At 66.8% G+C, this 14516-nt stretch carries 11 protein-coding genes; 6 read left to right on the top strand and 5 right to left on the bottom strand.

From position 1 onward, the window contains the following. Positions 1–6: 6 nt before the first annotated feature. Both BACI349Y_RS09235 and BACI349Y_RS09230 read left to right on the top strand, forming a co-directional pair. Complete coding sequence (locus BACI349Y_RS09235; RefSeq protein WP_159631851.1) at positions 7–2526, top strand: HAD-IC family P-type ATPase; 2520 nt, start codon at positions 7–9, stop codon at positions 2524–2526. A gap of 13 nt (positions 2527–2539) precedes the next feature. Then, on the top strand, positions 2540–2962 hold the full coding sequence (locus BACI349Y_RS09230) for an Hsp20/alpha crystallin family protein (protein ID WP_159631850.1): 423 nt from the start codon (positions 2540–2542) through the stop codon (positions 2960–2962). A gap of 95 nt (positions 2963–3057) precedes the next feature. On the opposite strand, the gene ppsA is transcribed toward BACI349Y_RS09230, so the two are convergent. The 4 genes from ppsA to BACI349Y_RS09210 all read right to left on the bottom strand — a co-directional run bounded on the left by ppsA (position 3058) and on the right by BACI349Y_RS09210 (position 10618). Next, on the bottom strand, positions 3058–5496 hold the full coding sequence (gene ppsA / locus BACI349Y_RS09225; protein ID WP_159631849.1) for a phosphoenolpyruvate synthase: 2439 nt from the start codon (positions 5494–5496) through the stop codon (positions 3058–3060). Between the two features lie 64 nt (positions 5497–5560). Next, positions 5561–8116, bottom strand: coding sequence for a cation-translocating P-type ATPase (locus BACI349Y_RS09220; RefSeq protein WP_159631848.1), 2556 nt, complete (start codon positions 8114–8116; stop codon positions 5561–5563). Then, positions 8113–8574, bottom strand: a complete 462-nt coding sequence (locus BACI349Y_RS09215; RefSeq protein WP_159631847.1) for a universal stress protein — start codon at positions 8572–8574, stop codon at positions 8113–8115. The genes BACI349Y_RS09220 and BACI349Y_RS09215 overlap by 4 nt, the downstream gene beginning before the upstream one ends. A 112-nt stretch (positions 8575–8686) precedes the next feature. Further along, complete coding sequence (locus BACI349Y_RS09210) at positions 8687–10618, bottom strand: heavy metal translocating P-type ATPase (protein ID WP_159631846.1); 1932 nt, start codon at positions 10616–10618, stop codon at positions 8687–8689. A gap of 188 nt (positions 10619–10806) precedes the next feature. Here BACI349Y_RS09210 and BACI349Y_RS09205 point away from each other — a divergent pair, with 188 nt between their 5' ends. The 4 genes from BACI349Y_RS09205 (at position 10807) to BACI349Y_RS09190 (ending at position 12941) form a co-directional block, all read left to right on the top strand. Continuing rightward, positions 10807–11175, top strand: coding sequence for a DUF5655 domain-containing protein (locus BACI349Y_RS09205; RefSeq protein ID WP_159631845.1), 369 nt, complete (start codon positions 10807–10809; stop codon positions 11173–11175). 66 nt (positions 11176–11241) lie between these two features. Next, a complete protein-coding gene (locus BACI349Y_RS09200) occupies positions 11242–11712 on the top strand; it encodes a GyrI-like domain-containing protein (RefSeq protein ID WP_159631844.1) in 471 nt (156 codons plus the stop codon). 46 nt (positions 11713–11758) lie between these two features. Then, on the top strand, positions 11759–12484 hold the full coding sequence (locus tag BACI349Y_RS09195) for a DUF4386 family protein (protein ID WP_159631843.1): 726 nt from the start codon (positions 11759–11761) through the stop codon (positions 12482–12484). Positions 12485–12668: 184 nt separating this feature from the next. Continuing rightward, positions 12669–12941, top strand: coding sequence for a YegP family protein (locus BACI349Y_RS09190; protein WP_159631842.1), 273 nt, complete (start codon positions 12669–12671; stop codon positions 12939–12941). A gap of 121 nt (positions 12942–13062) precedes the next feature. On the opposite strand, the gene BACI349Y_RS09185 is transcribed toward BACI349Y_RS09190, so the two are convergent. Continuing rightward, positions 13063–14436, bottom strand: a complete 1374-nt coding sequence (locus tag BACI349Y_RS09185) for a DUF5129 domain-containing protein (RefSeq protein WP_236560778.1) — start codon at positions 14434–14436, stop codon at positions 13063–13065. Between the last annotated feature and the right edge of the window lie 80 nt (positions 14437–14516).

The following is a 14516-nucleotide window of genomic DNA, read 5'->3' as shown; positions in this document are numbered from 1 at the left end:
CGCACCATGCCACCAGCCGGGGAAAACGGGACGCCGGTCCCGGGAATGGACCTGCGCCATGCCCGGGACGGGCTCTCCACGGCCGAAGTACGCGAACGGACCGCTTCCGGCCGCATCAACAGCGTGCCCACGGCAACCAGCAGGAGCGTCGGTGAAATCGTCCAGGCCAACGTGTTCACCCTCTTCAACGGCGTGGTGGGCGGGTGCTTCATCCTGCTCCTGTTCCTTGGCCAGTGGCGTGATGCGCTCTTCGGCCTGTCAGCCATCAGCAATTCGCTGATCGGCATCGTCCAGGAGTACCGGGCCAAGCGGTCGCTGGACCAGCTGGCCATTCTGCAGGCTGCCCGGAGCACGGTGGTCAGGAACGGGACCAGGGAAAGCATTTCCTCGGAAGATCTTGTGCCGGACGATCTCGTTGTCCTCAACGCCGGAGACCAGGTCAGGGCGGACCTGTTGCTTCTGGGCAACAGCCCGCTTGAGGTGGACGAGTCCCTGCTGACCGGCGAGTCGGAGCCCGTCCCCAAGCAGGACGGGGCCGTACTGCTGTCCGGTTCACTGATCCTCGCGGGAAACGGGCAAGCCAGCGTGCTCCGGGTTGGACCTGAAACCTCCGCTTACCGGCTGGCCGCCGAGGCACGGCGGTTCTCCCTGGTCACGTCGGAGATCCGCAGGAGCCTGGAAAAAGTCTTCACCGTCATCACCTGGCTGCTCCTGCCCGTCGCCTTGCTGCTCACGAATGCGCAGATGCAGGACCAGGGCGGATGGGCTGGCGCTCTCGGGTCGGGGCGGTGGATACCGGCCGCCGTGGGGGCGATCGCAGGCATCATGGCCATGATTCCCCTGGGCCTGCTCCTGATGACCAGCGTGGCGTTTGCCGTGGGCGGCCTGCGCCTGGCCAGCCAAAAGGTCCTCATCCAGGAACTTGCCGCGGTGGAGGTCCTGGCCAGGGTGGACGTCCTCTGCCTCGATAAGACAGGCACGTTGTCCTCCGGTTCAATCGTGTTCGACGCCATCCACGATGCCGGGACGGCCCGGGCGGCCGGGTGGCGGGCGGCACTGGAATGGTTCGGCGCCAATGCGGACGCCAGCAGCACCGCGGCTGCGATCGGGGCAGCCTTTCCCGTCCAGCGACCGCTGCAGGAGCAGGCTTCCGTTCCGTTTTCGTCAGCCCGGAAGTGGAGTTCGGCAACGTTCGGGCCGGAGTCAGCCGCGGTCGGCACCTGGATCCTGGGAGCACCGGATGCGGTGCTCGGTTCTGCCGGAAGCGTCCGGGCCCATGGCAAGGCCGCCGCCCTCGCCTCCACCGGCCTCCGGACTTTGCCCCTGGCCCACCTTCCGGCGCCTTTGCCGTCCGGCGCCGCGGACAGTGGCCTGCCCACGGACCTGGTGCCCGTCATGATCCTGACCTTCCGCGAGAGCATCCGCCGTGATGCCGCCGCGACGCTCGACTATTTCCGGCGCCAGGGGGTTTCCGTCAAGATCATCTCCGGTGATGATCCCCGGACAGTGGCGGCCCTGGCAGGTGCGGTGGGTTTTGGCTCCGGTGCTGCCTATGACGCCCGCACACTGCCCCTGGACCCGCTCCAGCTGGAGGAGGCAGTGGAAGCCTGCGACCTCTTTGGAAGCGTGACGCCATCCCAGAAGCGGGACCTGATTCAGGCCCTGAAACGGCGGGGGCACACGGTGGCCATGACCGGGGACGGGGTGAATGACGTCCTGGCCCTCAAGGAGGCGGACCTGGGCATCGCCATGGACTCGGCCTCCCCGGCGACCAAGGCCGTGGCCCGGCTTGTGCTCCTGGACGGGCGGTTCGAAAGGCTGCCGGCGGTGGTGGATGAGGGGCGCCGGGCCATCAGCAACATTGAGCGCGTCTCCCTGGTCTTCCTGAGCAAGACCGTCTACGCCACGGTCATCTCCATAGTGACCGGCATCCTGTTGCTGGCCTTTCCGTTCCTTCCCCGGCAACTGTCCGCGCTGGACGGACTGACCATTGGCCTGCCTTCGTTCTTCCTGGCCCTGCAGCCCGGCGGCCAGCGTTACGCACCGGGATTCCTCCGGCGCTCGCTTGCCTTCGCCGTACCGGCAGGAATCTGCGGAGCCCTGTGCGTCCTCGCGGTCAGCGGCTATGCCCAGATCTGGAGCGGCCACAGCCAGGAAGCCGCGCAATCGGCGGCCACCGTGACCCTGGGCCTGGTGGCGGCGTGGATCCTGGTGATGGCATCCCGTCCCCTCAACCTGACCAAGGTCCTGATCCTCGCCGGGATGTACGCGGGCCTGGTCCTGCTGTTCACCGTGCCGTTGACGCAGGAGTTCTTCCGCGTGGACTGGCCGCCAGCCGGCCTGCTGGTGCCCGCGGTTGCAGTGGCCGCGGCAGGGTGCGCGGCCATCGAAATCATCGGCCGTCTGACCCGCCGCCGGCCCGCCGCCGCCGATGGGCCGGGGCTGGGACCTTTGACTCTGGAACCGGCATCCCGGGAAGCGGATGGTGGAAATGCCGGGCACCGCGATGGTCCGGTATCCAGATGAGCAGGAGGCAAGAATGACTGACCTGATGAAATGGTTCGAAAGCCGCCGTTCCCCGATGGATGTCATCGAAAGGCTTTTCGAAGGCGACGTGGGTTCCTCGGCCATCCGGGTTGAGGAGATGGTGGACGGCAACACACTCGTGGTGCGCGCTGAACTGCCCGGCATCGATCCGGAAAAGGACGTCGACGTGACGGTTTCCGACGGCGTGCTGTCCATTAAGGCGGAGCGGCAGGAGAAGAAGGAGCAAAAGGACAAGGACGGCTACCGGTCCGAGTTCCGGTACGGGTCCTTCGTCCGGCGGATTCCCCTTCCCGGCGGCGTCCAGCAGGGTGACGTCACCGCCTCCTACAAGGACGGCGTCCTTGAAGTCCGGGCGCCCATGCCGGACCAGGGACAGGCAGCCGCGGCGTCGAAGATCCCCATCAGCAGGGGTTGAGGACAGCCAGGGTACGACGCCGGTGCCTGGCTCCCTGAGGGGACCATCCCTTGAGGTGCCAGGCACCTCAGCCAGGGTCTTTCAGCCGGGCACTTTCAGGGGGACGGCCGGCCAGCCGCCCGGCCCCTGTCAGCGGCGGCCTCCGCCGCCGCTATGACGGGCAGCGTTTTTACGTAGGTATCAGGGTTCAGGGACACCGAATCGATCCCCTGGCTGACCAGGAACTCCGCCAGGTCCGGATGGTTGCTTGGCCCCTGCCCGCAGATGCCGATTTTGATGCCGGCGGCGTGGGCCTTGCTGATCGCCTGGCCCATCATGGACATCACCGCCGGATCCCGCTCATCGAACAGTCCGGCAAGTTCCTCCGAGTCGCGGTCCACGCCAAGCACCAGCTGGGTGAGGTCGTTGGACCCGATGGAGAAGCCGTCAAAGCGCTTGGCGAATTCCTCCGCCAGGACCACGTTGGCAGGGATCTCGCACATCATGTACAGCTGCAGCCCGTCCACGCCGCGGACCAGCCCGTGCCCTTCCATGGCCTGGATGACCTGGTCCGCTTCCCGCACCGTGCGGCAGAAGGGCACCATGACAATGACGTTGCTGAACCCGGCCTGTTCCCGTACCCGTTTGATGGCCCTGCACTCCAGGGCGAACCCCTCCCGGTAGTGGCTGCTGTAGTAGCGGGACGCCCCGCGGAACCCCAGCATGGGGTTTTCCTCCGGGCGCTCAAACGCGCTGCCGCCGATCAGGTGGCTGTACTCGTTGCTCTTGAAGTCGCTGAGCCGCACGATCACCGGCTTGGGATGGAACGGTGCGGCGATTTTGGCGATGCCCGTGGCCAGGACGTCAATGAAGTACTCCTGCGGGTCCTGGTAGCCGCTGGTGAGCTGCCGGATCAGTGCCGCCTCTTCCGGGTCCGCCACCCTTTCCGGATGGACCAGGGCCATGGGGTGGACCCGGATCAGGTTGTTGATGATGAACTCCATCCGGGCCAGGCCCACGCCGGCCGCGGGCAGGCGCCACCATTTGAACGCGGCAGCCGGGCTGGCGATGTTGATCATCACGGCCGTGCGGGTGGCGGGAAGTGCCTGCATGTCCACTTCCTCCACCGAAAATTCGAGCAGCCCCTCGTAGACGTGGCCCTCCTCCCCTTCCGCGCAGGACAAGGTGACCTGGGCGCCGTCGGGAAGTACTTCGGTGGCGTTGCGCGTCCCCACGACGGCGGGCACCCCCAGTTCGCGGCTGACGATCGCGGCGTGGCTGGTTGGGCCGCCGTGGTCGGTGATGATCCCCGCAGCCCGCTTCATCACGGGCACCCAGTCCGGGTCAGTCATGCGGGTAACCAGGACTGAGCCGTCCACAAAGGATTCGATGTCCTTCGCATCCCTGACCACGCAGGCCTGGCCGCGGGCAATGGAGTCACCGATCGCGGCACCGGTCACCAGTACCCGGCCGGGCCGGTCCAGGTGGTAGGTCCGGAAGGTGGAGGTGCTGCGGCGGGCCTGGACCGTTTCCGGCCTTGCCTGGACCATGAAGAGTTCGCCGGTGATCCCGTCCTTGGCCCATTCCATGTCCATCGGACGCCCGTAGTGGTCCTCCACCGCCACCGCCCAGCGGGCCAGCAGGACAATCTCCCGGTCGTCCAGCACCAGCGAGCGCTGTTCCCGCCCGGTGGTCTCGACCGTCCGGGTCCGCGCATCCCCTCCCTGGCTGTAAACCATCTTGCGTTCCTTTGCACCCAGTTCCCGCTCGATGACCGGGCTGAAGCGCTGATCCGCCAGGAGCGGCTTGAACACCTGGTACTTGTCCGGGTTGATGGTCCCCTGGACCACGGTCTCCCCCAGCCCCCAGGCGGCGCTGATGACCACCACGCCGGGAAAACCAGATTCCGTGTCGATCGAGAACATCACCCCGGACGCCCCGAGGTCCGAGCGGACCATCCGCTGGACCCCCACGGACAGGGCAACGTCCAGGTGGTCATAGCCCTTCATTTCGCGGTAGCTGATGGCCCGGTCCGTGAACAGGGAGGCGTAGCAGCGCCGGCATGCCTCCAGGACGCCGCGTTCCCCTGCCACGTTCAGGAACGTTTCCTGCTGGCCGGCGAAGCTGGCGTCCGGCAGATCCTCGGCGGTGGCGCTGCTGCGGACAGCAACAGCGGCCTCAGCCTGCCCCGCGCGTTGGCACAGGGCCCGGTAATGTTCCTGGATGCCTCCGGCGATGTCCTCCGGGAAGGTAGCCTGCAGGAACAGTTCGCGGATTGCCGCCCCGGCCTGGCGAAGTGTCGACCGCCCGGCCCGCTGGTCCTCGATGTGTTTCCGGATCCGGGGTTCCAGGTTGTTGGCGGCGAGGAACGCGCGGTAGGCGGAGGCCGTGGTGGCGAACCCCTCAGGAACCCTGACACCGGCGGACTTCAGTGCCCGGCTGAGCTCCCCGAGGGAAGCGTTCTTGCCTCCCACCGAGGGGATGTCCGCGATCCCGGTGTCTTCTATCCACATCACATTGACGTTGGCCAGGGACGTTTCTGCGGAGGCGCTCATGGCTTGATTCTTGCCCGGGGCAGCAGGGGCAGTCAGAGGCTTTGGTCCCGGCGGCCGGCCACGCCTAAATGCGGCGCAGCCGCCCCCGGACTGATTTATGGATCCAGTCCGCAAGCAGGACCGCCGGGGCTGCAAGGAGTGCAAGGAGGAGGCCTTCCGGGGGCGGCGGGGACTGGCCCAGCAATGCGGCGAGGGAAGGCACGTACAGGCACACCGCAAGGATGGACGCTTCAGCCAGCACAGCCCACACCAGCAGCTTGTTCGTGCCCCAGCCCAGCTTCCAGGGGGGGAACGTAGCGCTCCGGCACGCGAAGGCGTTGGCGAGCTGTCCCAGGACGACGGCGGTGAAGGCGGCACCGGACGCGGCCATCAGCAGGGGCGCCGCAGGTACCTGCCCCCGGGTCCAGCCGCCACCGGCCAGGACAGCTGAGAACACTGCCATTTCCACGGCGGCTTCCACCGGGCCCAGGATGCAGAAGACCCGGATGATCAAGCGCCGGTCCATCAGGTGCCTGCGTTCAGGCGGACGGGCCAGCACGCGTCTGCCCGGCGGCTCAGCGCCCAGGGCCAGCGCAGGCAGGAGGTCGGTGCCGATGTCCAGGGCAAGGATTTGAAGGACGCCCAGGGCAAGCGGGAAGTGGCCGCCGGAGAGCGCCCAGATGACGAAGGGGGTCAGTTCGGCCACGTTGTCGGTGAGGTGGTAGGTGAGGAACCTGTGGATGTTGGCGTAGGTTGCCCGGCCTTGTTCGATGGCGGCCACAATGGTGCCGAAGTGGTCATCGAGGAGGACCAGGTCCGCGGCTTCGCGGGCCACGTCGGTTCCGCTCAGGCCCATGGCCACCCCGATGTCGGCTTCGCGCAGTGCCGGGCCGTCGTTGACGCCGTCGCCGGTCATGGCCACCACGTGCCCGCGGGACTGCAGGGCCTTGGCGACGCGAAGCTTTTGCTCGGGTGAGACCCTGCTGACCACCACTCCGTCACGGTCCAGGAGTGCTCCGAGCATCTGGTCGTCGTCCGGGAGGTCTGCGCCTTCCAGAACGTATTCGGGTGTCCCGGTCAGGCCGATCTGCCGGGCAATTGCCGCCGCGGTGGCAGGATGGTCGCCGGTGATCATGGCTACCCGCAGCCCTGCCTGCCGCGCGGTGCGGATCACGTCCCCAACGTCCGGCCGCGGCGGGTCCTGCAGCCCGATCAGGCCCAGGAGTTCCATGCCCGTTTCGAGCTCCGCTGCTGACGCGGAGTGCCATGTTTCAGGGGTTCCCCCAAGCCGCCGCCGGGCCACCGCGATGACCCGCAGGCCGCGTCTCGCCATCACCTCCACCTGTTCCTTGACCGGTCCGGGCACGGATCCGCACACCGGGAGGACGGTTTCGGGGGCGCCTTTGCAGTACAGGTCGGGACCCACGATTGCCGATTCCCTGCGCCGCACCGGGTCGAATGGCAGCCTCCGCGACGGTACAGGAGCGGACACCCTACCGGTCAGCCTGCGGGCAAGGGCGTCCATGGCCGCTTCCATCGGGTCACCCTGGGCACGCCATTGCCCGTCGTGCAATTCAGCGCGGCCCTGTGAGGCGGTCCGGGCGGCGAGCGCAGCCTGGGCTGCCTTCTCCACGCCCCGGCCCTCGATCTGCGCCTCCGGGGCATACCCCTCGCCTGTCACCTGGATGGACCCTTCCGGTGTGAAGACCTCGACGGCGTTCATCCGGTTCTGCGTGAGGGTCCCGGTCTTGTCGGTGCAGATGAAAGTGGTCGAGCCCAGGGTTTCCACGGCCTCCAGGTTGCGCACCAGTCCCTTGCGCGATGCCATGCGTTGGGCGCCCATGGCCAGGGACAGCGTGACGGTGGGCAGGAGTCCTTCCGGCACCAGAGCTACGGCAACGCCAATGGAGAACAGAAACGAATCGCGCCACTGGAAACCCACCAGCAGCGATGCCAGGAAGAAGACAGCGGCGATGCCCAATGCCATGCCGGCCGTCACCCGGACAATCCGCCGCAGTTCCATGGACAGCGGTGTGGGCGGTGCAACCGCTCCGCTGGTGAGGGCGGCGATTCCTGCCAGCCTGGTGCCGGCACCAGTCGCGGAAACGGTCGCCTCCCCGTAGCCATTAACCAGGAAGGTGCCGCCCCACGCCTGGCCGCCTGGGGCTTTCGGTACCGGCTCGCTTTCTCCGGTCAGCATCGATTCGTCCACCGCGCAGGCCGAGGCGGTCAGGAGGACCATGTCTGCCGGCACACGGTCGCCGGCAGCCAGCAGCACCACATCCCCCACCACCAGTTCACTGGCGTGGACCTTGCGCACTTTCCCGTCCCGGCGGACCACCACGTCGGCGGGCAGCAGTCCCCGCAGCTTTGCGGCGGCGTGCTGGGCGCGTTCCTGCTGGATGTGGGCGAACACCCCATTGACTATGACGACGACGATAATCGCCACCGCCAGTTGGGGCATGTCCGCAATAAAGGCCAGCCCGGCGGCGCACCAGAGCATGAGGGCGAAGAAATGCGTCATCTCCCCCCAGAGCTTCCGCCACTGGGATACCGGTTTTTCCGTCGGAAGCTGGTTGGGGCCGGCCTGCCTCAGGAGTTCCGCCGCCCGTTCAGAGCTCAGGCCCTCCGCGGCCCTCACACAGCGTCCGCCTCCTGCCCTACCAGCAGCACCGGGCAGTTGGAGTGGGCAGCGCAGGCCTTGCTGACGGAGCCCATGGACGATTTCAGCAGTCCGCCCTCGCCGTGCCTGCCAACCACCAGCATCTGCGCACGCCGGCTCTCCTCCACCAGCACCTTTGCCGGCGGCCCGAACTTGATGGTGACGTCGATGTTTTCCGGCCGTTCCGCGGTAAAGGCCCGGCCCAGGGCGTCCTCGACCAGGCGCCCTGCAGCATCCTCAAGCCTGGCGGTGAACTGCCGGTCCGCCCCTTCAAGACGCGACATCACCAGGTAGTCCGGCATCCCAACGCATGAGATGACTTCCAGCCTCGTGCCGAGCCGGGCTGCCAGCATGCCCGCGTAGCGAAGGGCAGCGGAGGAGTATTCAGAACCGTCGACACCCACAATGACAGGCTTGGCCCCTGTTTCTGCATTCATGGACACCACGATCCCGGCTGGGAATTACGGTGGGAAGGGCCAAAGGTCATACCGGGCGGCACCGCTGGGGGCCTGCTGCCGCGCTGATCGGCGTTGTCTTTCAGGTTTGGCCTTATCTCTTGGTCTCGGCACCGTGCAGTGCCCGCAGGCCGTTCAGGATGGTTGCCAAATCCACCAGCTCCTGCAGGAGGGCGCCGGCGACGGCTGGAATGTATCCCGTCATGGCGATGGCCATCAGTACCAGGCTGAGTCCGATTCCTGTCCAGATGCTTACCAGGGCCACTGCCACTGTCCGCTTTCCAATGGCGACGGCCTGCGCAACTTTCGAGACGTCGTCGAGCATGACCACCACGTCAGCGGACTCACTTGCGGCGGTGGCCCCCCTGGCGCCCATGGCGATCCCCACGTCCGCCGCAGCCAGGACGGGGGCATCGTTGACGCCGTCGCCCACCATCAGGACGGGCCGTTCCTGGATGCCGGCCACCGTGTTGACCTTGTCCTCCGGAAGGCATTCGGCCTGGACCCGGCCGATGCCCGCTTCCTCGGCGATGTGCGCAGCCGTGGCGTGGGCATCACCGGTCAGGAGCATGGTGTTCCGGACACCCAGGCTGTACAGGCGGGCCAGGGTGTCCACGGCATTGCGGCGCAACGGGTCCTTCATGATCAGTGCGCCGGCGTACTGGCCGTCCACCGCCACGTGGACAGCCAGCTGGCCGCTGCGCACGGCTGCCTCCCGGAATCCGGTTGATGAACTCCGCACCAGCCCTGCTTTCCCCACCACCACCCGCTGCCCGTCGCAAACGGCGTCCACGCCGTGGGTGGCGCTCTCCGTCGCCTGTTGCACCGTCAGCAGTCCAAGGCCGGCGGCCTTGGCGGCTTCAATCACGGAGCCTGCCAGCACGTGCGAGGAGTACTGCTCAGCGGAGGCGGCCAGTTGCAGGATCCTTCGGCTCCCCAGGGCTTCGCCGTAGCCCGGGGCCAGCTGGATGTCGTCCAGGACGGGGCGCCCTGACGTGAGCGTTCCGGTCTTGTCGAAGACCGCCGTTTGTGCCTTCGCAAGTTGCTCGAGGGTCCGCGTGTTCTTGATGATGATGCCTTTGTGGGCGGCCTGGCTGGTGCCGGCAAGAAAGGCCACTGGGGCGGCGATGAGGAGCGGGCAGGGCGTTGCCACCACCAGGACCTGGGCGAAGCGAAGCGGCTCGCCGGACAGGAACCAGGCTGTCCCGGCCATCGCCAGCGCCAGGAGGGTGAAGGGAACGGCATAGCGGTCGGCCAGGCGGACCACCGGCGCGCGGCTGTTGGACGCCTCCTCGACCAAGGCGATGATCCGGCTGTACTGGGAGTCGGCCGCGCTGGCCGATGCACGCATGCGAATGGCGGCCACTCCGTTTACCGCGCCGCTGAGCAGTGCCTGCCCCCTGGTGCGTTCCACCGGCAGGCTTTCGCCGGTGAGCGATGATTCGTCGAGGCTGGCTGAATCGGACAGGAGTTCACCGTCAACGGGCACCAGCTCGGAAGGCCGGACCACAAGGACGTCTCCCGGGGCCACATCAGCGATCGGGGTCTCCTCGAGTACGGCACCCGTCCCCTCACGGTGGGCAAAACGCGGGGCCCGGTCCAGCAGGGACCGCAGTTCACGCGCGGCCCGTCCCTGGGCAAAGTTTTCCAGCGCTTCGCCGCCCGTGAGCATCAAGATGACCACCAGCGCGGCGAGATACTCGCCCACCACTACCGTGCTGGCGATCGCCATCAGGGCCAGGAGGTCGATCCCCCAGCGTCCTTCCCGCAACGACCGCACCATGCCAGCGGCCCGTACCACCACAATGACGGCAGCGTAGGCCGACGCGAGCACACGGACCTGGAGTTCCAGATTGAACGGCAGCAGCACCAAGGTGGCCGCGAGCACCAGGCAGGTCAGGGCGACGACGGGATACCGTCTGACGAAGCCCCTGGCCTTTTCGACGGGCGTGCGGGCGGGTCCCTCGTCGTCAAAGCTGCCGGCGCTCCCACGGGTTGCCGCAGGCGGGGCGGCCTGCTTCCTCATCCGCGACACTTCGGCAGGGGATGGAAACGGTCATCGCACATAGAGGCGAACCTACCCTGATCCTGTCAACCGGGGTAGGGCATTTGGCCCCGCCCACCCCTGCGGCATGACTTTTGGCACTTCCCCGGCGCTGGGTCCCGGGAGAGAGTTGAAGGCGCCCTGATCCGTACGCACAACCGGAGCCCATCATGAATGCCGTGCCCTGGACGGTGGAGCGGTTTTTCGACGGCGCCCCGGCGGCCCTGGCGCTTTACCAGGCAGCGGAGCAGATGGCAGCGGAACTGGGTCCCCATGAGGTCCGGGTCAGCAAGAGCCAAGTCTCTTTTCGCCGGCGCCGCGGGTATGCCTACCTCTGGCGGCCGGGGGTCTACGTAAAATCCGCGGTTCCACTGGTGCTGTCCCTTGCCTTGCCCCGCGCCTTGGACTCACCGCGCTTCAAGCAGGTCGTCCACCCGGCACCCGGAACCTGGATGCACCACCTGGAGCTCACAGACGGCAGGCAGCTCGATGCCGAGGTCCGCGGCTGGATGCTTGAAGCGTACGAGGCAGCCGGCTGATCAGGGGCGTCACCCTAGGGTCCTATGGCTCTGTCACTTCCCGGCGCGGATGGCAAGGCTGATGGCATGACTGAGAATGGCCAGCAGCCGCAAAAGATCCACATCACCGAACAACCCGTCGCCGTGGTCCGCGAACGTGTTCCCATGGATGCACTGACCGGTTTCTTTGGCCGGGCCTTCGGTGCCGTGATGGCCGCGGTCCAGATGCAGGGCGCCAGCCCGGCCGGGCCGCCGTTCGCGCTGTATCACGGCATGCCGGGCGAAACGGTGGACGTCGAAGCCGGGTTCCCGGTCGCCGGGAATTTCCACGGCACCGGTGAGGTGGCCAGCAGCACGCTTCCCGATACGGATGCCTTCGAAGCCATCCACACGGGCCCGTACGACACGCTGGGCACCACGTACGATGCGATCAGGAAGAGCATCGAAGCCGACGGCGCCTCCCCCGCCGACTCCATGTGGGAGTACTACTTGACCGATCCGGAACAGCAGCCGGATCCTGCCACCTGGCAAACCAGGGTGGTCTGGCCGGTCGCCTGAGGCCCGGATTAGTCGCACCGGAATCCGCCGGAACCGTGGAGGGATAGTGCCAGGTCCCGCCAGCGCCGCCACTGGCCACGCTGGGCACCGACAGGGCTGGAAGCTCCTCTTCCTCGTCGCGGGGGCGTCGTCGATCCTGTTTGTGTTTCTGCTGATCACTGCCCTGGTGATTGATTTCATGACTCCCCCGCCCGTTTACGGCGGAGCGGCCACCCTTGAGTTCATCGCGTCGAACAAGGCCAGCTATGTGGCCGAGCAGATCCTGTGGATCCTGCCCAACATCTTCCCCGTGCTTGTTTTCGCAGCCCTCTACGTGGCCCTCTCGGCCTACCGGAAAAGCCTGCCCTTGATAGCACTGGTCTTTGGTGCACTGCCGTGGGCGCTGCTGCTTGCCGTTCCGGTCAGCAGCCGGGGCTCCCTCAACCTGGTCTATCTCAGCGACCGCTTCGTGGCCGCCGGGACCGAGGAGGAACGCAGGGCCTATGCCACCGCCGCCGAAGCAATCATCGCCGAGAACAACACCCCGGCCATCGTTGGCGTCCTCTCCGCCCTTGGGATCCTGCTGATGGGACTGGCGATGCTTACGCCCGGCAAGGCATCTTTCCCGCGATATCTGGCATGGCTGGGCATCGCCACCGGTGCCCTGGGGGTGGCCAGCGAGGTCCTTCGCCACGCAGTCCCAGGCTTCTATTGGGGGTACGGCATCTTGTTGTGGGCGTGGTTCATTGCCACCGGAGTTGCCTTGATCCGTTTGTCCCGGGTGACGGCCTGACTTCCCGGGGCACCTGTGATCAGGGACCTTGGTCCCTAAAAGCCGGCGCGTGGCCTCTGAGATGGTGGTTTAGGTCGAAAGGCGCACCACGATGGGGTAGTGCGCCCTGGGTTTTGCCGTGCCGTTGCCGGCATGGCATGCAGCCTCACCAATGGAGGCAGGACGATTGAGGAGAACAAGGCTTATGGCAGGTACGTTCGAACTGTTTGTCGATGATGATTCACAGATTCGGTTCCGGCTTGTGATGCCCGATGGACATGTGCTGGCGGTTTCCGGACAGTTCACGGACAAGCATGCGGCGGCGGCCGCCATCGAGGAAGTACGGGAGTGTGCAGGTACCGGCCTGATCCAGGACGTAGCGCCACCTCCGCCAAACGTTCTCCTCGCTACACCGCCGCACCCGCGCTACACCGTCCGCCGCGGGACCCGCAGGCTCAACTCCCTCGGCGCCGCCTAGATCCGGGCCGTAGAGAGCCGACGGCGGAACCCGCCGGTCAGGCCAGGCATTCAGGCAGTGGGGGCACGTCCAACGACGGGCCCCACTACTGTGTGTCCGCCAGCGCTGTGTATCCGCTGCGCTAGAAGCCTGATGAGCTGCCGGAGCCGGAAAAGCTGCCACCGCTGCTGCCATAACCGGTGGTGCTGCCGCCGCCCCTGGCGGAATTGACGCTGCTGACCCCGGTATTGAAGCCGGAGTTGAACGTGGCCACGGAGAAGAACGTGTAGGACGGGTACACCGTGCCAAGGATGCTCGGTTCGTAAGTCCGCTGCCTGCGGTGGTCCGTGCCCTCATGGGCCGTCTCCATTTGTTCGCGCATCAGGCGTGCCTCGCGGTCATTCCTGGCAAATCCCTGGATGACCGTTTCGGCATGGTTCTCCAACAGCTCCGAGAGCCGGGAACGCGCCGCATAGAGACGGTCCAGGGCCTCTTCCGGGCTAATCCGCCGGTCGGCCAGTTCAGCGGTCCACCGCTCAATCTCCCGCAGGCTTTCGTCGCGGAAGGACCGCAGTGCCGCAGCCGTTGCCGAGTCCCCCTGCCCGTGGCGTTTGGCGAGGAGCTGCTCCAGTCCGGCCAGGTCCTTGCGGAACGGGGCCAACTGCCGGTCCCAGGCAGTGGGCCAGGTGTCGGCGCGGTTCAGGAAGGCGTTGCTGTCCGCGATGACGTCATCCAGGGCATCCAGCTCGGCGGCACTGTCCGCGAACTGCCGGGCAAGCTTGAGGTTCTTCCGGCTGCTCAAGGCCCGCCTGCCCAGTGCGTGCACCTGGTTGGAAAGCTGCGTAACGGCGGCATAGCGGCTAAGGAACGTGCGGTGTTTCTCCAGGACCTGGCTGCCGTAGCGGGATGATTCGGGAATGGTGCCGGCATTCAGTTCCGTGACGTCCAGGTCCATGCTGACGTTGGAGTAGCTGCGATCCCCGCGTTCCATCTGCTTTCGGCATCCGGTCCTGGTCACGGCACGGACAATCAGCCATGCGGCCGCGCCCAGGGCCGCGGTTCCCGCGGTGACCCAGGCGGTAACCAGGAAGGCCGCGGAGCGGTACCAGGGCTGGTTGATGAGCTCTGCGCCGCGGCGGATGCCGGCCACGGTGCCGTCCGTCCACTGGGCGTCGCGGAAAAGTTCCTTGGACGCGTCCTGGATGTCGCTGCGCTGCTCGAGCGACACCTTCCGGTCCTCGCCCATGTACGTCCCCACATGCCGGCCCACGGGGTCGAGCGCGAAGATGAACAGTCCGTCAGCCCATTTTTGGCCGTCCGGGCTGATCCACTCCGGATGCCTGGACCGCGCGAATTTCAGGACCTCTTCATTGAGGTTGTCCTCCGCCTTGCCGTTGTAAGTGAAGACGGCAACGCGGGTGGGCTCGTAGAACTGGATCCGTTCGACGGCGGGCACCAGGGTGTTCTGGTCGAGCACCCCTGCCGTGTCCTCCACAATGACGGCCGCCGGTACCACAGCGGTGCCCGGCGCCGCCGCCCCACCAGCAGGGCAGCCAGGGCGAGCACCATCAACACGATCCGGCGCACCATGCTGCC

The sequence above is a fragment of the Arthrobacter sp. 8AJ genome (genome assembly GCF_902506025.1).
Taxonomy (GTDB): Bacteria; Actinomycetota; Actinomycetes; order Actinomycetales; family Micrococcaceae; genus Arthrobacter.
The sequence above is the reverse complement of the archived record's forward strand: the minus strand, read 5'-3'. Positions and strand labels throughout refer to the sequence as shown.

Excerpts from the sequence above, each read along its gene's own strand:
- BACI349Y_RS09235 (WP_159631851.1), top strand. The coding sequence starts at position 7 with ATGCCACCAGCCGGGGAAAACGGGACGCCGGTCCCGGGAATGGACCTG.
- BACI349Y_RS09230 (WP_159631850.1), top strand. The coding sequence starts at position 2,540 with ATGACTGACCTGATGAAATGGTTCGAAAGCCGCCGTTCCCCGATGGAT.
- ppsA (WP_159631849.1), bottom strand. The coding sequence starts at position 5,496 with ATGAGCGCCTCCGCAGAAACGTCCCTGGCCAACGTCAATGTGATGTGG.
- BACI349Y_RS09215 (WP_159631847.1), bottom strand. The coding sequence starts at position 8,574 with ATGAATGCAGAAACAGGGGCCAAGCCTGTCATTGTGGGTGTCGACGGT.
- BACI349Y_RS09210 (WP_159631846.1), bottom strand. The coding sequence starts at position 10,618 with ATGAGGAAGCAGGCCGCCCCGCCTGCGGCAACCCGTGGGAGCGCCGGC.
- BACI349Y_RS09205 (WP_159631845.1), top strand. The coding sequence starts at position 10,807 with ATGAATGCCGTGCCCTGGACGGTGGAGCGGTTTTTCGACGGCGCCCCG.
- BACI349Y_RS09200 (WP_159631844.1), top strand. The coding sequence starts at position 11,242 with ATGACTGAGAATGGCCAGCAGCCGCAAAAGATCCACATCACCGAACAA.
- BACI349Y_RS09190 (WP_159631842.1), top strand. The coding sequence starts at position 12,669 with ATGGCAGGTACGTTCGAACTGTTTGTCGATGATGATTCACAGATTCGG.